16 protein-coding genes are annotated in these 18279 nt (G+C 52.9%); 15 read left to right on the forward strand and 1 reads right to left on the reverse strand.

The genetic code is table 11. From position 1 onward, the window contains the following. Positions 1 to 243: 243 nt before the first annotated feature. Positions 244 to 804, reverse strand: coding sequence for a DUF3267 domain-containing protein (locus ACTL32_RS03410; RefSeq protein ID WP_441340146.1), 561 nt, complete (start codon positions 802 to 804; stop codon positions 244 to 246). Between the two features lie 175 nt (positions 805 to 979). Between ACTL32_RS03410 and rpsF the strand changes: the two genes are divergently transcribed. The 15 genes from rpsF (at position 980) to ACTL32_RS03485 (ending at position 18221) form a co-directional block, all read left to right on the forward strand. Continuing rightward, a complete protein-coding gene (gene rpsF / locus ACTL32_RS03415) occupies positions 980 to 1267 on the forward strand; it encodes a 30S ribosomal protein S6 (protein ID WP_036810883.1) in 288 nt (95 codons plus the stop codon). A 42-nt stretch (positions 1268 to 1309) separates the two neighbouring features. Beyond that, positions 1310 to 1789: a single-stranded DNA-binding protein gene (ssb, locus tag ACTL32_RS03420; protein ID WP_036810886.1), complete on the forward strand. Its 480-nt coding sequence runs from the start codon at positions 1310 to 1312 to the stop codon at positions 1787 to 1789. 56 nt (positions 1790 to 1845) lie between these two features. Further along, a complete protein-coding gene (gene rpsR, locus ACTL32_RS03425) occupies positions 1846 to 2082 on the forward strand; it encodes a 30S ribosomal protein S18 (protein WP_036810891.1) in 237 nt (78 codons plus the stop codon). A gap of 153 nt (positions 2083 to 2235) precedes the next feature. Beyond that, positions 2236 to 3186: a YybS family protein gene (locus ACTL32_RS03430; RefSeq protein WP_441340147.1), complete on the forward strand. Its 951-nt coding sequence runs from the start codon at positions 2236 to 2238 to the stop codon at positions 3184 to 3186. Positions 3187 to 3200: 14 nt separating this feature from the next. Beyond that, positions 3201 to 5177, forward strand: a complete 1977-nt coding sequence (locus ACTL32_RS03435; RefSeq protein ID WP_441340148.1) for a DHH family phosphoesterase — start codon at positions 3201 to 3203, stop codon at positions 5175 to 5177. Continuing rightward, the gene (gene rplI / locus ACTL32_RS03440) at positions 5174 to 5623 is read left to right on the forward strand and encodes a 50S ribosomal protein L9 (protein WP_441340149.1); all 450 of its coding nucleotides are present in this window, start codon (positions 5174 to 5176) and stop codon (positions 5621 to 5623) included. Before ACTL32_RS03435 ends, rplI begins: the two co-directional genes overlap by 4 nt. A 13-nt stretch (positions 5624 to 5636) precedes the next feature. Next, a complete protein-coding gene (gene dnaB, locus ACTL32_RS03445) occupies positions 5637 to 6992 on the forward strand; it encodes a replicative DNA helicase (protein WP_204893157.1) in 1356 nt (451 codons plus the stop codon). Between the two features lie 132 nt (positions 6993 to 7124). Next, on the forward strand, positions 7125 to 8411 hold the full coding sequence (locus ACTL32_RS03450; protein WP_441340150.1) for an adenylosuccinate synthase: 1287 nt from the start codon (positions 7125 to 7127) through the stop codon (positions 8409 to 8411). 824 nt (positions 8412 to 9235) lie between these two features. Further along, positions 9236 to 10678: a peptidoglycan DD-metalloendopeptidase family protein gene (locus tag ACTL32_RS03455; RefSeq protein ID WP_441340151.1), complete on the forward strand. Its 1443-nt coding sequence runs from the start codon at positions 9236 to 9238 to the stop codon at positions 10676 to 10678. A 188-nt stretch (positions 10679 to 10866) separates the two neighbouring features. Next, positions 10867 to 11574 (forward strand): response regulator YycF, encoded by a 708-nt coding sequence (gene yycF, locus ACTL32_RS03460; protein ID WP_441340152.1) that lies wholly within the window; start codon positions 10867 to 10869, stop codon positions 11572 to 11574. A gap of 5 nt (positions 11575 to 11579) precedes the next feature. Then, a complete protein-coding gene (gene walK / locus ACTL32_RS03465; RefSeq protein ID WP_204893161.1) occupies positions 11580 to 13403 on the forward strand; it encodes a cell wall metabolism sensor histidine kinase WalK in 1824 nt (607 codons plus the stop codon). Continuing rightward, positions 13400 to 14740, forward strand: coding sequence for a YycH family regulatory protein (locus ACTL32_RS03470; protein WP_441340153.1), 1341 nt, complete (start codon positions 13400 to 13402; stop codon positions 14738 to 14740). Before walK ends, ACTL32_RS03470 begins: the two co-directional genes overlap by 4 nt. Beyond that, positions 14727 to 15539, forward strand: a complete 813-nt coding sequence (locus ACTL32_RS03475; RefSeq protein WP_441340154.1) for a two-component system regulatory protein YycI — start codon at positions 14727 to 14729, stop codon at positions 15537 to 15539. The genes ACTL32_RS03470 and ACTL32_RS03475 overlap by 14 nt, the downstream gene beginning before the upstream one ends. Before the next feature lie 12 nt (positions 15540 to 15551). Beyond that, positions 15552 to 16340 carry an MBL fold metallo-hydrolase gene (locus tag ACTL32_RS03480; protein WP_204893164.1) on the forward strand — a complete coding sequence of 263 codons (789 nt, stop codon included), beginning with the start codon at positions 15552 to 15554 and terminating at the stop codon, positions 16338 to 16340. Between the two features lie 669 nt (positions 16341 to 17009). Next, positions 17010 to 18221: a S1C family serine protease gene (locus ACTL32_RS03485; RefSeq protein ID WP_441340673.1), complete on the forward strand. Its 1212-nt coding sequence runs from the start codon at positions 17010 to 17012 to the stop codon at positions 18219 to 18221. Positions 18222 to 18279: the final 58 nt, after the last annotated feature.

Here is an 18279-nt window from a genome sequence, read left to right on the forward strand (position 1 = left end):
CCCGCGGGCGTCTCCGCTGTTTTGCTTCATATCTTGGATAGCACTGCTAAATAAGCAAGGTATCAACTTTTAAAGAACTGTACCAGCGCCGGCGCGTCCACGGGCTAGGCGTAGCTATGAGACGGATGTCCTTCCCGGCTCATGGCGGGAGCCATGCCCAAAGCGCCAAAGCGGTATAACTACTTTATTCCATTCATTAATCGACCTCTAAGAGGTTTTTCGACAACTTTAAAGCCCCGATGCTTACGCGTCGGGGCTTTTACTATGTGGTTTTTCGTCGAAGATGTGCAGGCGCGGCAGTTCGGGGTCATCGAGCACCCAGGCGCTTTTCGGTTCTTTCAGCAACGCTTTGTACATATAGAAGTCGCCGTAAGCGCCGGCTGCGAGCATTGCGGCAAGCAGGACCAGCACCTGGTCGCCGATCCAGAAGCCAATGAACCCCGGAATGGCGGCAGTCATCCAGAAGGGCAGAAGAAGCGCTTTTTTCATCGCTTTGACCGGAATGGGCTCAGTGGTCGTCGCATAGGCGACACCCATATCCAGATTCAATCCGACGTCTAGGGAAGAGAAGGGCACTTTAGCGAACAGGACAAAGCCGATCAAATGAAACGCTTCGTGGATAAAGATCAAAACGGCATAGCCGATGATGAAATAAAGGATGCCGGGAATCGAAAAGGCGAAATCCAGCGGTTCGGCCAAAAAATGAAAAGCGGCGGCAAATCCAATAAGAAGCAGGATGTTTGCCCACAGCGCTTTCGGGGCAACTTTCCGCACTTCCATGGTGATAATGCGGGACCTTTCCACGTCATCACTCCTTTCGGCGTCTTGCTTCAATTATAGCTGAGGAATGGCTGAAAAACATAGTTGCGGCGCATCGACGCTTGTGATACAATACATTGATGTGAGTAATAATATGAATTGCTTGCTCCTTGCCCGCTGGAAACAGCAGGGCCCAAGTCCATGAGGAGGTGACAACACGATGAGAGAGTATGAACTAATGTACATCATGCAGCCTGCAATTGAAGAGGAAGCGAAAAAAGCTCTAGTTGAGCGTTTTAACGATATCCTTACTTCAAACGGTGCTGAAATCATCGAGTCGAAAGAGTGGGGTAAACGTCGTTTAGCTTACGAAATCAACGATTTGCGTGAAGGTTTCTACCAGATCGTAAAAGTAAACGCTGGTTCTGAAGCTATCAACGAATACACACGTCTTGCGAACATTAACGAAGACATTATCCGTCATATCGCTGTACGCAAAGACGCGTAAGGCATATAACGAAAACCATGACTTAAAGGAGGTTGAATTCTGATGATTAACCGAGTTGTTTTAGTCGGAAGACTGACAAAAGATCCTGACCTTCGCTACACTCCAAGCGGAGCGGCGGTTGCCCGTTTTACACTTGCTGTAAACCGGACATTCTCCAACGCGCAAGGCGAGAAGGAAACAGATTTTATCAATTGTACTGTTTGGCGCAAACAAGCTGAAAACACGGCGAACTTCTTGAAAAAAGGAAGCTTGGCTGGTGTAGAAGGCCGCATCCAGACTGGAAGCTACGAAGGACAAGACGGGAAACGCGTCTATACGACGGAAGTTGTGGCAGACAGTGTCCAGTTCCTTGAGCCGAAAAACTCTGGAGCTAATGCAGACCGCTCGCAAGGGCAGCAGCCGTCTTATCAGCAGAACCAATCGCCGAGCCCAAGTCAGCAGAACTATACACGTGTAGACCAGGATCCATTCTCAAGCGGCAGCGGCCCGATCGAAGTATCGGATGACGATTTGCCGTTCTAAGAAGGACCGGAACTCGCGATGAACGAAAATCCATTATAAAAAGGAGGTAATTCGATATGGCACCACGTCGCGGAGGAAAGAAACGCAAAAAGGTTTGTTATTTCACTTCAAACAACATTACTTTCATCGACTACAAAGACACTGACTTGTTGAAGAAATTCATTTCTGAACGAGGAAAAATCTTGCCACGTCGTGTTACAGGCACTAGCGCTAAATGGCAACGCAAGTTGACAATCGCTATCAAACGCGCTCGTATCATGGCACTTCTACCGTTTGTTGCGGAAGAAAGATAAGTAAGATGAGGAAAGGCCGGGAAACCGGTCTTTTTTTATTGCCCTAAAATCCGGGCAGGCATGCCGGCGAGCCCCCCTTTTTTGTTCACATTCCTTAATCGTGATACAATTACAAGGATGAAATCAACCCGAAAGAAGGGGAATCTCACTCGGATGCAAAATCAACAAACACGACAACTTACGAACGGTGCGATGATGGCGGCGATCTTCACAGTTCTGCTGGCAATCACAGTCTACGTGCCCGTTTTGAATTTAGCAGCGCTGCTTCTGCTGAGCCTTCCGGTGGCGTGGTACAGCGCCCGCTTCGGCTGGAAAGCGTCCGCCGTTTTTGCGGCGGTCTGCCTCTTGCTGGCCTTTATCGCCGGCGGCCTGCTGGCGCTGCCGCTCGCGCTCGTCCATGTGCCGCTCGGCCTGGCCATCGGCTTGTCGATCCATTATAAAAAGAGCAAGCTGTATATGTTCATGGGCTCGGGCCTCGTGTTTCTGCTGTCGGCCATGCTGCAGTACCTGGCACTGATCTTCCTGTTTGGGATCAACATCCTCGAAGAAATGGTGAATGAAACCAAACGGTCTGCCGAATGGTCTGCGGCTTTAATGGAAGACTTCGGCACGCAGACAGAAGAGTACAAGGAAGCGCTCAATGCACTGATGACCACTTTTGAAATCTTGATGCCTGCCTTTTTGGTGCTGACGGTATTTTTCATGGTGTGGGTCCTCCTGGCGATCCAGCTGCCGATATTGAAGCGCCTAGGCACGGAAGTTCCAAAATTTCCGCCTTTTCGGGATATGAAATTGCCGAAAAGTATATTATGGTATTATCTAATCGTTCTGCTCGCCTCGATGCTGACGGATCTGCAGCCAGGCACCATGGCGTATATGGTGTTCCTGAATGCCTCGGTGCTGCTCCAGTTCCTGCTGTTCCTGCAGGGGATCTCGTTCTACCATTTCTATGTCCGCCAAGAAGGCTGGCCGCAATGGGTGACGGTACTGGTGACAGTGCTGGCGCTGCCGCTGCAGTCGTTCACAAGCATCGTCGGCATCATAGACCTCGGGTTCGATATCCGGGGCTGGGTGAAGCGGGCGCACGAGTTTAAAGGAAAATGAGGAGCTGAAACGGAATGTCGGCTTTTTTTAGACAAAGAAAGCTTCGTTATCCGCTCTTGGCGCTGCTCCTTCTGGGAGTGGCGGCGATTATTTTCATCGCCCTCTGGTCAGAATGGGCAGCCGGGATTTTCACGCTGCTGTTCGGCCTGGCTTTTACAGCCGCCTGGGTGACGGAAAAACGGGTATACGAAGAAACCGAAAAACATATTGAAACGCTCTCCTACCGCATGAAGAAAGTCGGGGAAGAGGCGCTTCTTGAAATGCCGATCGGCATCCTGCTGGTCAATGAGAATTTCGACATCGAATGGGCCAACCCCTATATGACGTCGACGCTGGAATACGATACGCTGATCGGCGAATCGCTTTACAGCTTGTCCGATGAATTCCATACATTGGTGAAGTCGGATGAAATCTCCGACATGACCATCACACTCGGCAACCGCAAATACCGGGTTTATTACCGGGCGGATGACCGGTTGTTCTATTTGTTCGACATTACTGAACAAGTGGAGATCGAGACGCTGTATTATGCAGACCGCACCGTCATCGGCATCCTGTTCATCGACAATTACGATGAATTGTCACAAGGGATGGATGACCAAACGCGGAGCAATCTCAACAGCATCGTGACGTCACTCATCAACGAATGGGGAGCGAAGCACGGAATTTTCGTCAAACGGGTTTCATCTGACCGGTTCGTGGCCGTTTTCAACGAGTCCATCCTGAAAGAACTGGAACAATCGAAGTTCGCCATCCTGGACGACCTTCGCGAAGTGACGTCGAAAGACAATCTCGCACTGACGTTGAGCATCGGCGTAGGGGCCGGTTCGGCTTCGCTTGTCGAACTCGGCAGCATGGCGCAGTCCGGCCTGGACCTGGTCCTCGGCCGCGGCGGCGACCAAGTGGCGATCAAGCATCCGAGCGGCAAAGTGAAATTCTACGGGGGCAAGACGAACCCGGTCGAAAAACGCACACGGGTGCGCGCACGCGTCATTTCGCATGCGTTGCGCGACTTGATCCAGGAAAGCGACCAAGTCTTTGTCATGGGCCATAAAATGCCTGATATGGACGCAATCGGAGCGGCGGTCGGCGTTGCCAAAATGGCGGCGATGAACAAAGTCCAAGGGCGCATCGTCCTGGATTTCAACGAATACGACCGGAGCGTCATGCGGCTGATGGAAGAAATCGAAGGGGACGATGAACTGTTCGACCGGTTCATCACTCCGGAAGAAGCCTTGGCCGACATGACCGACAATTCGCTCCTGGTCATCGTGGATACCCATAAACCGTCGATGGTCATTGATGAACGCCTGCTCCAGCGCATGGAGCGGGTGGTATTGATCGACCATCACCGGCGAGGCGAGGAATTCATCACCAATACGATGCTTGTCTACATGGAGCCGTACGCGTCCTCGACTGCGGAACTGGTCACCGAATTGCTTGAATACCAGCCGAAGCACGAAAAGCTGTCGATGCTGGAAGCGACGGCGATGCTTGCAGGCATTATCGTCGATACGAAGAGCTTCACGCTGCGGACCGGATCGAGGACGTTTGAAGCGGCCTCGTACCTGCGCTCGAACGGCGCGGATACCGTACTGGTCCAGCGCTTGCTGAAAGAAGACCTGGAAACATATATGGAACGCGCGAAAATCGTCGAGACCGTCGAATTTGTGGCGAACGGCATCGCGATCGCCAGAGGAGAAGCCGGCAAAATCTACAGTCCGGTGCTCATCGCACAGACGGCTGATATCCTGCTGACGATGAAAGACGTCAATGCCTCGTTCGTGGTAGCGGAACGGTCAGAAGGCGGCGTCGGCATCTCGGCGCGGTCGCTCGGTGAAGTCAACGTCCAGATCATCATGGAAAATATGGGCGGCGGCGGCCATCTGACAAATGCCGCAACCCAGATGCCGGGCACGACGATCGATGAAGCGATCGACCAATTGAAAACTGTAATAAGGGAACAATACGAGGAGGGCAAATCCGAATGAAAGTTATATTCTTGAAAGACGTAAAAGGCAAAGGCAAAAAAGGCGAAGTGAAAAATGTGGCAGACGGTTATGCACATAACTTTCTGCTGAAAAACAACTTGGCGAGAGAAGCGGACCAGGCGGCAATCAGCCAATTGGCGGGCCAGAAGAAAAAGCAGGAAAAAGAAGCAGCGCAAGAGTTGGAAGAAGCGAAAGCGCTGAAAGAGAAGCTCGAAAGCCTGACGATCGAATTGAAAGCGAAATCCGGTGAAGGCGGCCGCCTGTTCGGCTCGATCACCACCAAACAAGTGGCGACGGAATTGGAAAAGGCGCACGGCTTCAAAATCGACAAGCGCAAGATGGAATTGGATGATGCCATCCGTGCACTCGGCTACACCAACGTGCCGGTCAAAGTGCATCCGGAAGTCACGGCGACACTGCGGGTCCATGTAACAGAAGAAGCGTAAGGTGATGAACTCCATGAATGAAACATTGGACCGCACCCCTCCGCATAACCACGAAGCCGAGCAATCGGTCATCGGGGCGATCTTCCTGGAGCCGCAGGCGCTCATTACCGTAGCGGAAATCGTCATGCCGGAAGACTTCTACCGCCTTGCGCACCAGAAGATCTTCCAGACCATGATTGACCTTTCCGACCGCGGCAAAGCGATCGATGTGGTGACCGTAACCGAAGAATTATCGGTCAAGAAAGAGATTGAAGACGTCGGCGGCCTGTCGTATTTGGCGGAAATCGCCAATTCGGTGCCAACTGCGGCGAACGTCGTGCATTATGCGCGCATCGTCGAAGAGAAAGCGCTGCTGCGCCGTCTGATCCGGGTCGCGACCACGATTGTGGAGGACGGCTTTACCCGCGAAGACGAAGTGGAAGCCTTGCTTGCAGAAGCGGAAAAGAAAATGATGGAAGTGTCGAACCGGAAAAATGCAGGCGACTTCACCCACATCAAAGACGTCCTGGTGAAGACCTACGACAACATTGAACTCTTGCATACCCGCAAAGGCGACGTCACAGGCATCCCTACAGGCTTCCGGGACCTCGACAAGGTCACAGCAGGGTTCCAGCGGAACGACTTGATTATCGTGGCTGCACGGCCTTCTGTCGGTAAGACGGCATTCGCTTTGAATGTCGCGCAGAATGTGGCGACGAAGACCGACGAAAATGTCGCGATCTTCAGCCTGGAGATGGGCGCCGACCAGCTGGTCATGCGGATGCTCTGTGCCGAAGGCAATATCGACGCACAGGTGCTCCGTACGGGGGCCCTTCAGACGGAAGACTGGCGCAAGCTAACGATGGCGATGGGCAGCCTGTCGAATGCCGGCATCTTCATCGACGACACGCCGGGCATCCGGGTCAACGACATCCGGGCGAAATGCCGCCGCCTGAAACAGGAATACGGCCTTGGCATGATCCTCATCGATTATCTGCAGCTGATCCAGGGACCGGGGCGCGCAGGCGAGAACCGCCAGCAGGAAGTATCGGATATTTCCCGTTCGTTGAAAGGATTGGCGCGTGAACTCGAAGTGCCGGTCATTGCACTGTCCCAGTTGTCCCGTGGCGTAGAGCAGCGGCAGGACAAGCGCCCGATGATGTCGGATTTGCGTGAATCCGGATCGATCGAGCAGGATGCCGATATCGTATCCTTCCTGTACCGCGAAGATTATTACGACAAGGAAACCGAAGACCAGAACATGATTGAAATCATCATCGCCAAGCAGCGTAACGGCCCGACCGGAACGGTGAAACTGGCATTTGTGAAAGAATACAATAAATTCGTCACCATCGACTGGAGCCAGCACGAATCCGGCGGGGACTTCTAAACACGAACGTTGAATGTTGAGATACATTCATACGTTCGTGTTTTTCTCTGTTTTTGATTGACGAAGCGGCTTTTCGCTGATACAATGAAGACTGTTTGAAACAAGGGCATAAGCCTAACGGAGGTGCGGACGATGACATCAGTCGTAGTAGTAGGAACGCAATGGGGAGACGAAGGAAAAGGGAAAATCACGGATTTTCTATCGGAACACGCAGAAGTGATTGCGCGTTACCAGGGCGGCAACAACGCCGGCCATACCATCATTTTCGGCGGCGAGACATATAAACTGCATTTGATTCCATCCGGAATTTTCTATAAGGACAAGATTTCGGTAATCGGCAACGGCATGGTCGTGGACCCGAAAGCGTTGGTCACGGAGCTGAAGGCGCTGCACGCACGCGGCGTGACGACGGAGAACCTGCGCATCTCGAACCGCGCACATGTCATTTTGCCGTACCACATCAAGCAGGACGAAGTGGAAGAAGCAAGACGCGGAGCGAACAAAATCGGAACAACTGGTAAAGGCATCGGGCCTGCTTATATGGACAAAGCAGCGCGTGTCGGCATCCGCATGGCGGATCTTCTGGACCACGTTGTGTTCGAGGAAAAGCTGCGCTTGAATTTGAATGAGAAAAACCGGATGTTCGAGAAGTTTTATGAAACGGAAGGCTTCACGGTTGAAGAAATCATGGAAGAGTATTACGAATACGGTCAGGAAATCGCGAAATACGTAACCGATACGTCGAAAGTGCTGAACGATGCCATCGATGACGGCCGCCGCGTCCTTTTTGAAGGCGCACAAGGCGTCATGCTGGATATCGACCAAGGTACATATCCATTCGTCACGTCATCAAACCCGGTAGCGGGCGGTGTAACCATCGGTGCCGGCGTCGGCCCGACAACAATCCAGCACGTCATTGGCGTCTGCAAAGCGTACACATCACGCGTCGGCGACGGCCCGTTCCCGACGGAATTGTTTGATGAAGTCGGCAACCGGATCCGCGAAGTCGGCAAGGAATACGGTACGACAACAGGCCGTCCACGCCGCATCGGCTGGTTCGACAGCGTCGTGGTGCGCCACGCTAGACGCGTCAGCGGATTGACAGATTTGACGGTCAACTCGATCGACGTATTGTCCGGCCTTGAGACAGTGAAGATCTGTACCGCTTACCGCTACAACGGCGAGCTGATCACCGAGTATCCGGCGAACCTCCGCATGCTTGCGGACTGCGAACCGGTATACGAAGAACTGCCAGGCTGGTCGGAAGACGTAACCGGCTGCAAATCATTGGACGAACTGCCGGCGAACGCACGCCATTACCTCGAGCGCATCGCCCAATTGACAGGCGTCCAGATCTCCATCTTCTCGGTGGGGCCTGACCGCAACCAGACCAATATCGTCACAAGCGTTTGGAGATAAGCTTGGACTAACTAAATAAATGCGAAAAGAGCCGGAATACACCTTATTCCGGTTCTTTTTTTGGTTGTGGAGCAATCGATATTCCGCAAAACAGCTGCGCTTGCCTACGGGCGAGCGCAAAGCCTCCTCAGCCGCGTTGCGGCTTGCGGGGTCTCGGCTGTCTCGCTGTCCCGCGGGCAAGTATCGGCCAAACAGCATTTGGTCGATACTTTGCGACGAAGCGCGTAGCGCTGCAGGAGCAGTACGGTTTTCTCCGCTGTTTTGCTCCATATCTCAGAGATGTTTTACTCAACCAGGTTCATAACAAGTACATTTCTCGGATAGAAAGCTTATCTAGCGCCGGCGCGTCCAGGAGCTAGGCGGAGCAATGAGACGAGTGGTCTTCTCGGCTCATTGTGGGAGCCATGCCCAAAGCGGCCGAAGCGGCGTAAATAGTTTTTTTCGTTTATTAACTGGTTTATAAAAGATTCTCGATAGCCCAAAAAGAGCTGGAATAAACATTATCCATCTCTTTTTTTGTCGTTTTTTTGCCCTTTTAACAAAATAGACATATTTTAAGTGGGAAATCTAGTGTTTATATGACAAATATGACAGGAATCCATCGTGTAATTATCGATTTTATTGCATAAAAGGCTCAAATAAAGGCTTTTTCCTCACTGAAAATGCCCGGAAATCTCGGCTCTCTGGCATGTATTGGCAGCAATAAGACAGTTGGGTTACAGGATTGGCGGCGCTGTCGCAGCCTAGGCGGAATATGCTAGAGTGGGAAAAGTTGAAGGAACAGAAAATGAAAAGCGGCAAGCGCTTTAGATATAAAGGAGTAAATGATGAAAAATATCCATACCAAAGGCCTCGCAGCAGGAGGCGGAGCAGCACTCAAGGCAGCTGCCGCGTCTGCCTTGCTGCTGACAGGCCTGACGTTCAGCCCTGCATTCGCCAATCCCCTGGAAATGGACGGCCTCAAGCCGGTCTACCATCTGTATGATGGAGAAGAATATCTAGGTGCAGTCACCGATAAAGACGCCGTCGATTCACTAGTGGAAGCCAAAATCGCCGAAGCCCAGCCCGCATTTGCCGACATGGAACTGGAAGCGGACAAAGAATTCCAAGTGATCAAAGAGCAGGTGTTCAAGCCGGCCGTCAAGGACGAACAGGAGACGCTTGCAAAAGCGTCGGACAGCCTGGAAGTGAAGACGCCGGCCGTCGCCTTGTCGGTCAACGGAGCCGTTGCGGTCCACGTCGAAGATGAAGCGGCGTACCACGAAACGCTGCGCGAGCTGAAATTGGCGTATGCGACGCCGGAGGAACTGGCCCAGTGGGAAGGTGACAATCGCGCTGAAGCGGCCGATACGTCCCTTGCAGCCGGGGAAACCCGCATCCTTGGCCTGTCGGTCAAAGGAAACTTCTCCGGAAAAAGCACACAGGCCGATCCGGAAGCCGTCATGACGGCCAAGGAGGCCGCCCATTACTTGTTGACCGGCGAACGCATCTACACGGCTTTGGACGGAGACAATGCCCGCAAGATCGCCAAAGCGTTCGGCCTGGAATCGGGGCGGCTTGCTGAATGGAACAACGAAGAGGAATTCTCCAAGATCAAAGAAGGAAGCAAGCTTGTAGTGGCAAAAGATGAGCCGCGCGTTGCGGTGGAAATCAAAAAGCTCCAGAACAAGGCGGAGCCGGTTGCTTTCCAAGAGAAGAAAGAGGACGACGCGGCGCTGCTGATCGGCAAGACAAAGGTGAAGCAGCAGGGCAAAAAAGGCGAGAAGCATGTCATGATGGCGGTCCTTTCCATCAACGGCAAGGCGGTTTCGGAAGATGTTATCGAAGAAGAGACCGTCCGTGAGCCGGTGGACAAAATCATCGCTAAAGGCACGAAAGAACTGCCATCTGTCGGCACCGGCCGCTTTGCCTGGCCTGCAGAAGGCGGCTATATTTCAAGCGAGCGCGGCCAGCGCTGGGGGCGCCTCCATAACGGCATCGATATCGCCCAGCCGGACGGGCCGGCGATCAAGTCAGCAGACCACGGCGTTGTAAAAGCGGTGGGGGCAGCCGGCACATTCGGCAACCGAGTCATCGTCGACCACCAAAACGGCTATGAAACGATCTACGCCCATCTGTCGTCGATTGACGTCAAACCGGGCCAGAAAGTGCCGAAAGGGACCAAGCTTGGCAATATGGGGAACACAGGTCGTTCTACTGGCGTCCACCTCCATTTTGAAGTATCTTTAGATGGTAAAACAAAGAATCCATTAAATTATCTTAAATAAATGCTCAACAGATCGGCCTTCCGCAAAGGCCGGTCTTTTTCAATTCATTGCCGATTATTTCCCGGGAAATAGGGTCCGGGGAATGAGAGATGCGAAACCTTCTTAACAGTGATAAAGTAATGGTAGAAAAGAATGTGCATTGGAACAATTCCACCGAAAAAATGCTGGGATATGAAGGGGAGAAAATGATGAATAAAACGATTTTGGTTGTAGATGATGAGAAGCCGATTGCAGACATTCTGCAATTCAATTTGAAGAAAGAAGGATTCAACGTGGTCTGTGCTTATGACGGCGACGAAGCAGTGAAGATCGCTGAAGAAATCCAGCCGGACCTGATGCTTTTGGACATCATGCTGCCGAACCGCGACGGCATGGAAGTATGCCGCGAAATCCGCAAGAAATTCGATTTCCCGATCATCATGCTGACGGCGAAAGACTCGGAAATCGATAAAGTGCTCGGCCTTGAGCTGGGTGCTGATGACTATGTAACAAAGCCGTTTTCAACGCGCGAATTGATTGCACGCGTCAAAGCGAACTTACGCCGCCAGAATGTCGTGCCGCTTGAAGAAGATGGCCCGAATTCGAACGATATCGAAGTCGGCGCCTTGACCATCCAGCCGGACGCATACCTGGTCCAGAAGCGGGATGAAACGATCGAGCTGACGCACCGTGAGTTCGAGCTTCTCCATTACCTTGGGAAACATATCGGGCAGGTCATGACCCGCGAGCATTTATTGCAGACCGTCTGGGGCTATGACTATTTTGGGGACGTCCGCACTGTGGACGTGACCATCCGCCGCCTTCGTGAAAAAATTGAAGACAACCCGAGCCACCCGGCCTGGATTGTGACCCGCAGAGGAGTAGGCTATTACTTGCGGAACCCTGAACAGGAGTAGGTTGAATGCACAAAGTAGGTTTTTTTAAATCGATCCACGTAAAGTTCGTGGTCATTTACATCCTTCTGATCTTGCTGGCGATGCAGATCATCGGGCTGTATTTCGCACAGCAGCTTGAAGATACACTCATCGAGAACTTCACCGGTTCGATTGAAGACCGTATGAATATCGTGGAGTTTAGCGTCAGGGAAGAAATGATCAAAGAACGCACCGAAGACGACTTGACGCTGGAGCAAAGCCTGCGCTCGGTCCTTTACGGCTTCCAATCGGAAGATATCGACGAGATCCGGGTTATCGATTCACGCTACCGGATCCTTGCTTCTTCCGCTGTCGATAACCAGTCGCTCGTCGGCCAGCGTTCGACGGAAGAATTGGTGACGCAGTCCGTGACGAGCGAAACGCCGCTGGACCGGACAAAAGTCAATGCCCAGAAAAACCGGGTATGGGTCCGCACGCAGCCGATCATGGCTGAAGGCGGGGAAGTGCTCGGCACGCTTTATATGGAAGCGGATATCGAAAGCGTCTATAACCAGATGGACGATATCAACTCCATCCTGGCAGGCGGAACCGCCATCGCATTGGCCATCACGGCAATCCTCGGCGTTTTGGTCGCCCAGACCATCTCCAAGCCGATCTCCGATATGCGCCGCCAAGCACAGGCCATGGCCAAAGGGAATTTCTCGCGCAAGGTGCGCGTCTACGGGGACGATGAAATCGGCCAGCTGGCCAAGTCGTTCAATAATTTGACGAACCGCCTGCAGGAATCTCAGCAATCCACGGAAAGCGAACGCCGCAAACTTGCATCGGTCCTGTCGAACATGACGGACGGTGTGCTTTCGACCGACCGCCGGGGGCGGGTGATCCTGATCAACGACCCGGCGCTCCGGCTGTTGAATGTTTCACGTGAAACGGTCATCAACCGGCCGATTACATCTGTCCTAAAGCTCGAAAATGAATATACCTTTGAAGATCTGATCCATTTGAAAGAAGCCGTCACGCTCGATTTCAGCAGCTACGACGAAAGTGCGCTCCTGCGCACCAGCTTCTCGGTCATCCAAAAAGAGACCGGCTTTGTCAACGGCGTCATCGCCGTCCTGCACGACAACACGGAGCAGGAGAAGATCGATGCCGAACGCCGTGAATTCGTCGCGAACGTATCGCATGAACTGCGGACGCCGCTGACGACGATGCGCAGTTATTTAGAAGCGCTCGCAGACGGTGCGTGGGAAGACCCGAACTTGGCGCCGAATTTCCTGAACGTGACCCAGACGGAGACCGAGCGCATGATCCGATTGGTCAACGATTTGCTGAAGCTGTCCAAAATGGACGCCAGCGAAACGGAAATCAACAAAGAAATGGTCGAGTTCAATGTCTTTTTCAACCGCATCATCGACCGCTTTGAAATGTCGAAATCGCAGAATGTGCGTTTTGAACGCCAGCTGCCGGACGAACCTTATTTTGTGGAAGTCGATCCGGACAAGCTGACCCAAGTCATCGACAACATCATCTCCAATGCCTTGAAGTATTCGCCAGAAGGCGGAAAAGTCCGCTTTACCGTGACGGTCGAAGACGGTTTCCTCTTAATCCGCATCAAAGACCAGGGCATGGGGATACCGAAAGAAAACGTCGAGCGCATTTTTGACCGCTTCTACCGGGTCGACCGGGCGCGTTCCCGTGAAATGGGCGGCACCGGACTGGGCCTTGCGATTTCAAAAGAAATGATCAACGCCCATGGCGGCGCCATCTGGGCCGAGAGCGAATACGGCCGCGGCACCACCATCTTCTTCACGCTGCCATTCGAATTGGATGACGGAGGTGAATGGGAATGAAGTATATTGAACACATCAAAACGATCGTCCTGTTCCTCTTGATTTTCCTCAGCCTGGCACTGACATTCAGCGTCTGGACATTCACGCCGGACTACGATGAAATCGAAGCCACGCCGGCTGTCGAAGTGGCCCTGGGTGAAAGCAAGTCGGTCGAACGGGTGGTCAAGCCCCATAAAGTGCTCTACCACGGCGAAGATGAAACAAAAGGCACGATCAACCAAAAGCAAGTGGATCTTTTGCTGAATACGATGAAGAATTGGCAGATCAACGAAATCATGGAAGTCGAAGAAGATGCCTCTCCGGCGCTTCTGAAGTCTTATATGCATGACCCGAACCGCGCGGTCGTCTATTATCCGGCGCCGCTGCCGTTCCCTGTACTGGGTTCGATCCTGCAGATTACAGATGAAAGCCTGCTCGAAGCATCGTTCGACCGCATTGTCCTCGTTTGGGGAGAAAGCAATCAGCCGGAGATGACGCTGTATTTCATCAACTCCCGGTCAGGCCGTATCCATAAAGGCAATGTGGTTTCTGCAGAACTGAATCAGTTCATCCCGAGAATCGTCGAACCCGCGCTGGCGGATTTCGACACATACGTCACAGAGGAAGGGCTTGGCACCATGCCGATCTACTTGCCGGAGAATAAATTGACAGTGGATACGTACCGCTACTTGCTGGAAGACATTCCAGACAAGAAATTCGTCGACGGGCTCTTTGAAAATCCGGGGCAGGTGGAATCTTCCGGAGAGCTGACGAACGAGGAGTACAGCGATGCATCGGAAGCGCTGATGAAGTTCGACGACAGCAAGAAAAGCATCCGCTACGTGCAACCGCAAGCCCAGACATCGGATCCGGCAATCCCGTCCGAGCTGATTTTCGATACGGCCGATTGGATCAACAGCCATAGCGGATGGACGAACGATTACCGGTATTTCAGCATGGAACCGCTGAACCAGCAGATCAACTACCGCCTTTACTTGAACAATCTGCCGGTGTTCAGCGCAGCGCTGGCCGACAGCCTTGAGTTGACGTGGGGCATCGATGGTGAAACGGAACAAATTTTCCGCTATTACCGTCCGTATTATGTACTGGAGTCCCTCGGGGAGCCGCAGCCGGTGGAATTGGCTTCCGGCAGTTCGGCGCTCCACGCCCTCACGCATATGAAAGGACTCAAACCGGAGTCCGTGACGGACGTGATGCTCGGCTACCAGATGACACGCGATGAAAAAGATCCGGACAGGCTCGTGATCCTGGAGCCGACCTGGTTCTATAAAGCCAATGGAAAATGGACGCCGCTTTCAGCAGAAGAGTTAGGGGGCGATCAATTTGGATTGGAATAAAACCAAATCCATTTTCATCATTGTTTTTTCCATCCTGAATGTCTTCCTTTATTCGCTGTATCTGGACCGGTACAACGAGTCGCAGGAATACGATTTTCTGGTGGATCCCACAAACGAAGAAAAACTGAGCGCAGATGATATCACGTACGACGAGCTGCCGAAAAATGTGGAAGATCAGCCGTACGTGACCGGAAAGATTAAATCATTTGTCGCAGCAGACGTTCCGGGTGTAGACTTGAAAGAGAACATCCAGGAAGAGAGTTTTTTGTCGGTGAAATTCACCGAACCGCTGCCGCTCGACGGCAAAGTGAGCACCGAGACGCTGGAGGAATTTGTCGCGAAGACCGTCTACCAGGGCAAGAACTACAGTATCTGGAAAATTGACGAGAAGGAGCGGCAAGCGGTGTTCTTCCAGAACATCAACGGCAAGCCGCTGTACTACAGCGAGCGCGGGAAGCTGACGCTCTATTGGAACGAAGAGTCCGAAGTCACCAATTACGAACAGACGATTTTCGGTGAGATCGAGCTCAGCGAGCAGCAGAAAAAGCTGGTCCCGGCTATCCAGGCCGTGCATACGCTGTACCAGAAGCGGATGCTGCCGACCGGCACGCATATCGATTCTGCGGAAATCGGCTACACCGAATATGTCACGGTATCTGAAGGGACCCAGATGTTTGTGCCGACCTGGCGCATCCAGGCAACACTCGAAGACGGCACGGAAAAGGAATTTTTCGTGAATGCGGTCAAAGGCGACGTCATCGAGCTGAAAGGCAAAACAGAGTCAGAAGTTACACCATAAGGAGTTTTTCACATGCGTTTTAGCGTATTGGCAAGCGGCTCAAGCGGCAATGCGATTTATATAGAAAGCGGGCAGCATTCATTTCTGGTGGATGCGGGCCTGAGCGGCCGGAAAATGGAGGAGCTGTTCGCCGGCATCGGCAAGAACATGGCAGACCTCGACGGCATCCTGGTGACGCACGAGCACAGCGACCACATCAAAGGGCTCGGCATTGTCGCCCGGAAACACAAAGTGCCGGTCTATGCCAATGCGAAGACGTGGGACGCGATGGACGGCCTGGTCGGAGCGATCCCGGTCGAGCAGCGCTTTCATTTCGACATGGGCACCGTGAAAACGTTCGGCTCGGTCGACATCGAGTCGTTCGCGGTCTCGCATGACGCGGCGGACCCGATGTTCTATGTGTTCCACGAGAACGGCCGCAAGCTTTCGCTCATCACCGATACGGGATATGTCAGCGACCGCATGAAAGGGGTCATCGGGGCTTCGGATGCGTACGTCTTCGAGAGCAACCACGACGTCGGCATGCTGCAGATGGGCAGATACCCTTGGTCGGTCAAACGGCGCATCCTGAGCGACGTGGGGCATGTTTCCAACGAAGATGCGGCGGTCGCCATGAGCGAAGTGATGGCGGAGAAGCCGACCCGCATCTATTTGTCGCATTTGAGCAAAGACAACAACATGAAGGCATTGGCACGCATGAGCGTCGAGCAGACGCTGCAGTCCAAAGGCATCATTGTCGGCGAGTACGTCGACCTGCTCGACACGGACGCCAACGTGCCGACGCCGCTTGTCTTGGTATAAAGAAGAATGAAGGCCGGAAGCTTATGCTTCCGGCTTTTTTCTTTGGGGAAATGAAAGGATCGGGCTGAATGATCATGGAACGGCGCAACCTACTTATCGGAGTCGGACTGGAAGTCAGGTGAGTTGGGTGTAAGGGCTGTTAATGAAGACTTCATGTAGAAACGTAAAGAGTTCATGTAGAGGATGAAAAAGTTCATGTAAGAGACGAAAGAGTTTATATAAGAATGAAAATACTACCTGTAGAAATTGTCTTTAAGCGTCATTATTTTATAGACCGCTTCGGCGCTTTAGGCATGGCTCCCGCAATGAGCCGGGAAAAGCACCCGTCTCACAGCTTCGCCTAGCCCGTGGGCGCGCCGGCGTTGGAGAGGTGTTTAGGAGATGCTAGTCACCTTCGTCCTCGTTGATAGGGAGGGTAGAAGTTAAGATGCTGCTTCGGCGCTTTGGGCATGGCTTCGCTGGAGAGTTGTTTAGGAGATGATAGTCAACTTCGTCCTCATAGATATGGAGGAAAGAAGCTGAGGCACTGCTTCGGTGCTTAGGGAGGTTTGGGATCTGACACAAATCGATTTTTTAGGTAAGGAGGAAAGGGTCTCCTGCTTGCCAATCCCGTTTGAGCTTTTTACACTTAGGCTATAGAGAAATAAAGAGGAAGAGAGGATGAGCGAATTGGGATATTACAATCAACCGCCGGAAGGGCGGCAGCGGCCGAGACGGGGTAACTCTTTCCTGGCAGGCCTCGCCGGCGTGTTAGTCGGCGCCTTGCTGGTGTGGCTGCTGTTTCAGACGGTGCCGCAATTGCTGCCGGGTGCCAATAATCGGGCAGAGACGGGCCTCCAAACGACGGAAGGAAATAGAGAAGGCCAGCAGCAGGAATCGGTGTCGGTCGATGTGACGACGGATGTCACGGCAGCGGTCGATGAAGCAGCGGATGCCGTTGTCGGCGTATCGAATTTGCAGGAGACGTCTGATTTTTGGTCCCAGCCGCAGCAGCAGGAAGCAGGCACCGGTTCCGGCGTCATTTACAAAAGTGAGAACGGGCGGGCATTCGTGGTGACGAATCACCACGTAATCGATGGCGCGACCAATATTGAAGTGACGCTGTCGGACGGGACGAAAGTGCCGGCTGAGCTGGTCGGTTCGGATATCTGGACGGATTTGGCCGTTGTAGAGATGGATGCCGCGTCGGTCCAGGATGTAGCGGAATTCGGCGATTCGGATGCATTGAAACGCGGGGAGACGGTGATTGCAATCGGCAATCCGCTCGGCCTTGATTTCTCAGGTTCGGTAACGACCGGCGTCGTCTCCGGCAAGGACCGTGCTGTACCGGTTGATTTGGACGGCAACGGCACGGAAGACTGGCAGGCGGAAGTCCTCCAGACGGACGCCGCCATCAACCCCGGCAATAGCGGCGGTGCATTGGTGAACCTGGCGGGCCAGCTGATCGGCATCAACTCGATGAAGATCGCCACTTCCAACGTGGAAGGAATCGGATTCGCCATCCCGATCAATTCGGCTATGCCGGTCATCCAATCGATTGAGGAAAACGGGGAAATGATCCGTCCGGCAATGGGTGTCGCTTTGCTCGATCTTGCCCAAGTCCCGCAGGCGCAGCGCGAAGAGTCGCTGAACCTGCCGGCCGACATTAAAGAAGGCGTTGTCGTCAACTCGGTCGTCGAAGGCTCAGCAGCCGAAAAAGCGGGCATGGAGCAATTCGATGTCATCGTCGAAATGGACGGCAAGCCGATCGGCGACATCATCGACCTTCGCAAGCATTTATACAACGAAAAGAAAATCGGTGACACGATGGCGGTTAAAGCGTACCGCGACGGAGAACCTTTGGATTTCGAACTCGAGCTTGTGGACAACTCGGCACTATAGGATGGATCCAAAACCGGAGGCACATCGCTTCCGGTTTTATTCGTTTAAAGGGAATAAA

This window comes from Planococcus sp. FY231025, assembly GCF_052078085.1.
GTDB lineage: Bacteria > Bacillota > Bacilli > Bacillales_A > Planococcaceae > Planococcus.

What these genes read in the sequence shown, in the direction of transcription:
- rpsF (WP_036810883.1), top strand. Translation starts at nt 980, where the DNA reads ATGAGAGAGTATGAACTAATGTACATCATGCAGCCTGCAATTGAAGAG.
- walK (WP_204893161.1), top strand. Translation starts at nt 11,580, where the DNA reads ATGCACAAAGTAGGTTTTTTTAAATCGATCCACGTAAAGTTCGTGGTC.
- ACTL32_RS03450 (WP_441340150.1), top strand. Translation starts at nt 7,125, where the DNA reads ATGACATCAGTCGTAGTAGTAGGAACGCAATGGGGAGACGAAGGAAAA.
- ssb (WP_036810886.1), top strand. Translation starts at nt 1,310, where the DNA reads ATGATTAACCGAGTTGTTTTAGTCGGAAGACTGACAAAAGATCCTGAC.
- ACTL32_RS03470 (WP_441340153.1), top strand. Translation starts at nt 13,400, where the DNA reads ATGAAGTATATTGAACACATCAAAACGATCGTCCTGTTCCTCTTGATT.
- rpsR (WP_036810891.1), top strand. Translation starts at nt 1,846, where the DNA reads ATGGCACCACGTCGCGGAGGAAAGAAACGCAAAAAGGTTTGTTATTTC.
- ACTL32_RS03435 (WP_441340148.1), top strand. Translation starts at nt 3,201, where the DNA reads ATGTCGGCTTTTTTTAGACAAAGAAAGCTTCGTTATCCGCTCTTGGCG.
- dnaB (WP_204893157.1), top strand. Translation starts at nt 5,637, where the DNA reads ATGAATGAAACATTGGACCGCACCCCTCCGCATAACCACGAAGCCGAG.
- ACTL32_RS03430 (WP_441340147.1), top strand. Translation starts at nt 2,236, where the DNA reads ATGCAAAATCAACAAACACGACAACTTACGAACGGTGCGATGATGGCG.
- rplI (WP_441340149.1), top strand. Translation starts at nt 5,174, where the DNA reads ATGAAAGTTATATTCTTGAAAGACGTAAAAGGCAAAGGCAAAAAAGGC.
- ACTL32_RS03480 (WP_204893164.1), top strand. Translation starts at nt 15,552, where the DNA reads ATGCGTTTTAGCGTATTGGCAAGCGGCTCAAGCGGCAATGCGATTTAT.
- ACTL32_RS03455 (WP_441340151.1), top strand. Translation starts at nt 9,236, where the DNA reads ATGATGAAAAATATCCATACCAAAGGCCTCGCAGCAGGAGGCGGAGCA.
- yycF (WP_441340152.1), top strand. Translation starts at nt 10,867, where the DNA reads ATGAATAAAACGATTTTGGTTGTAGATGATGAGAAGCCGATTGCAGAC.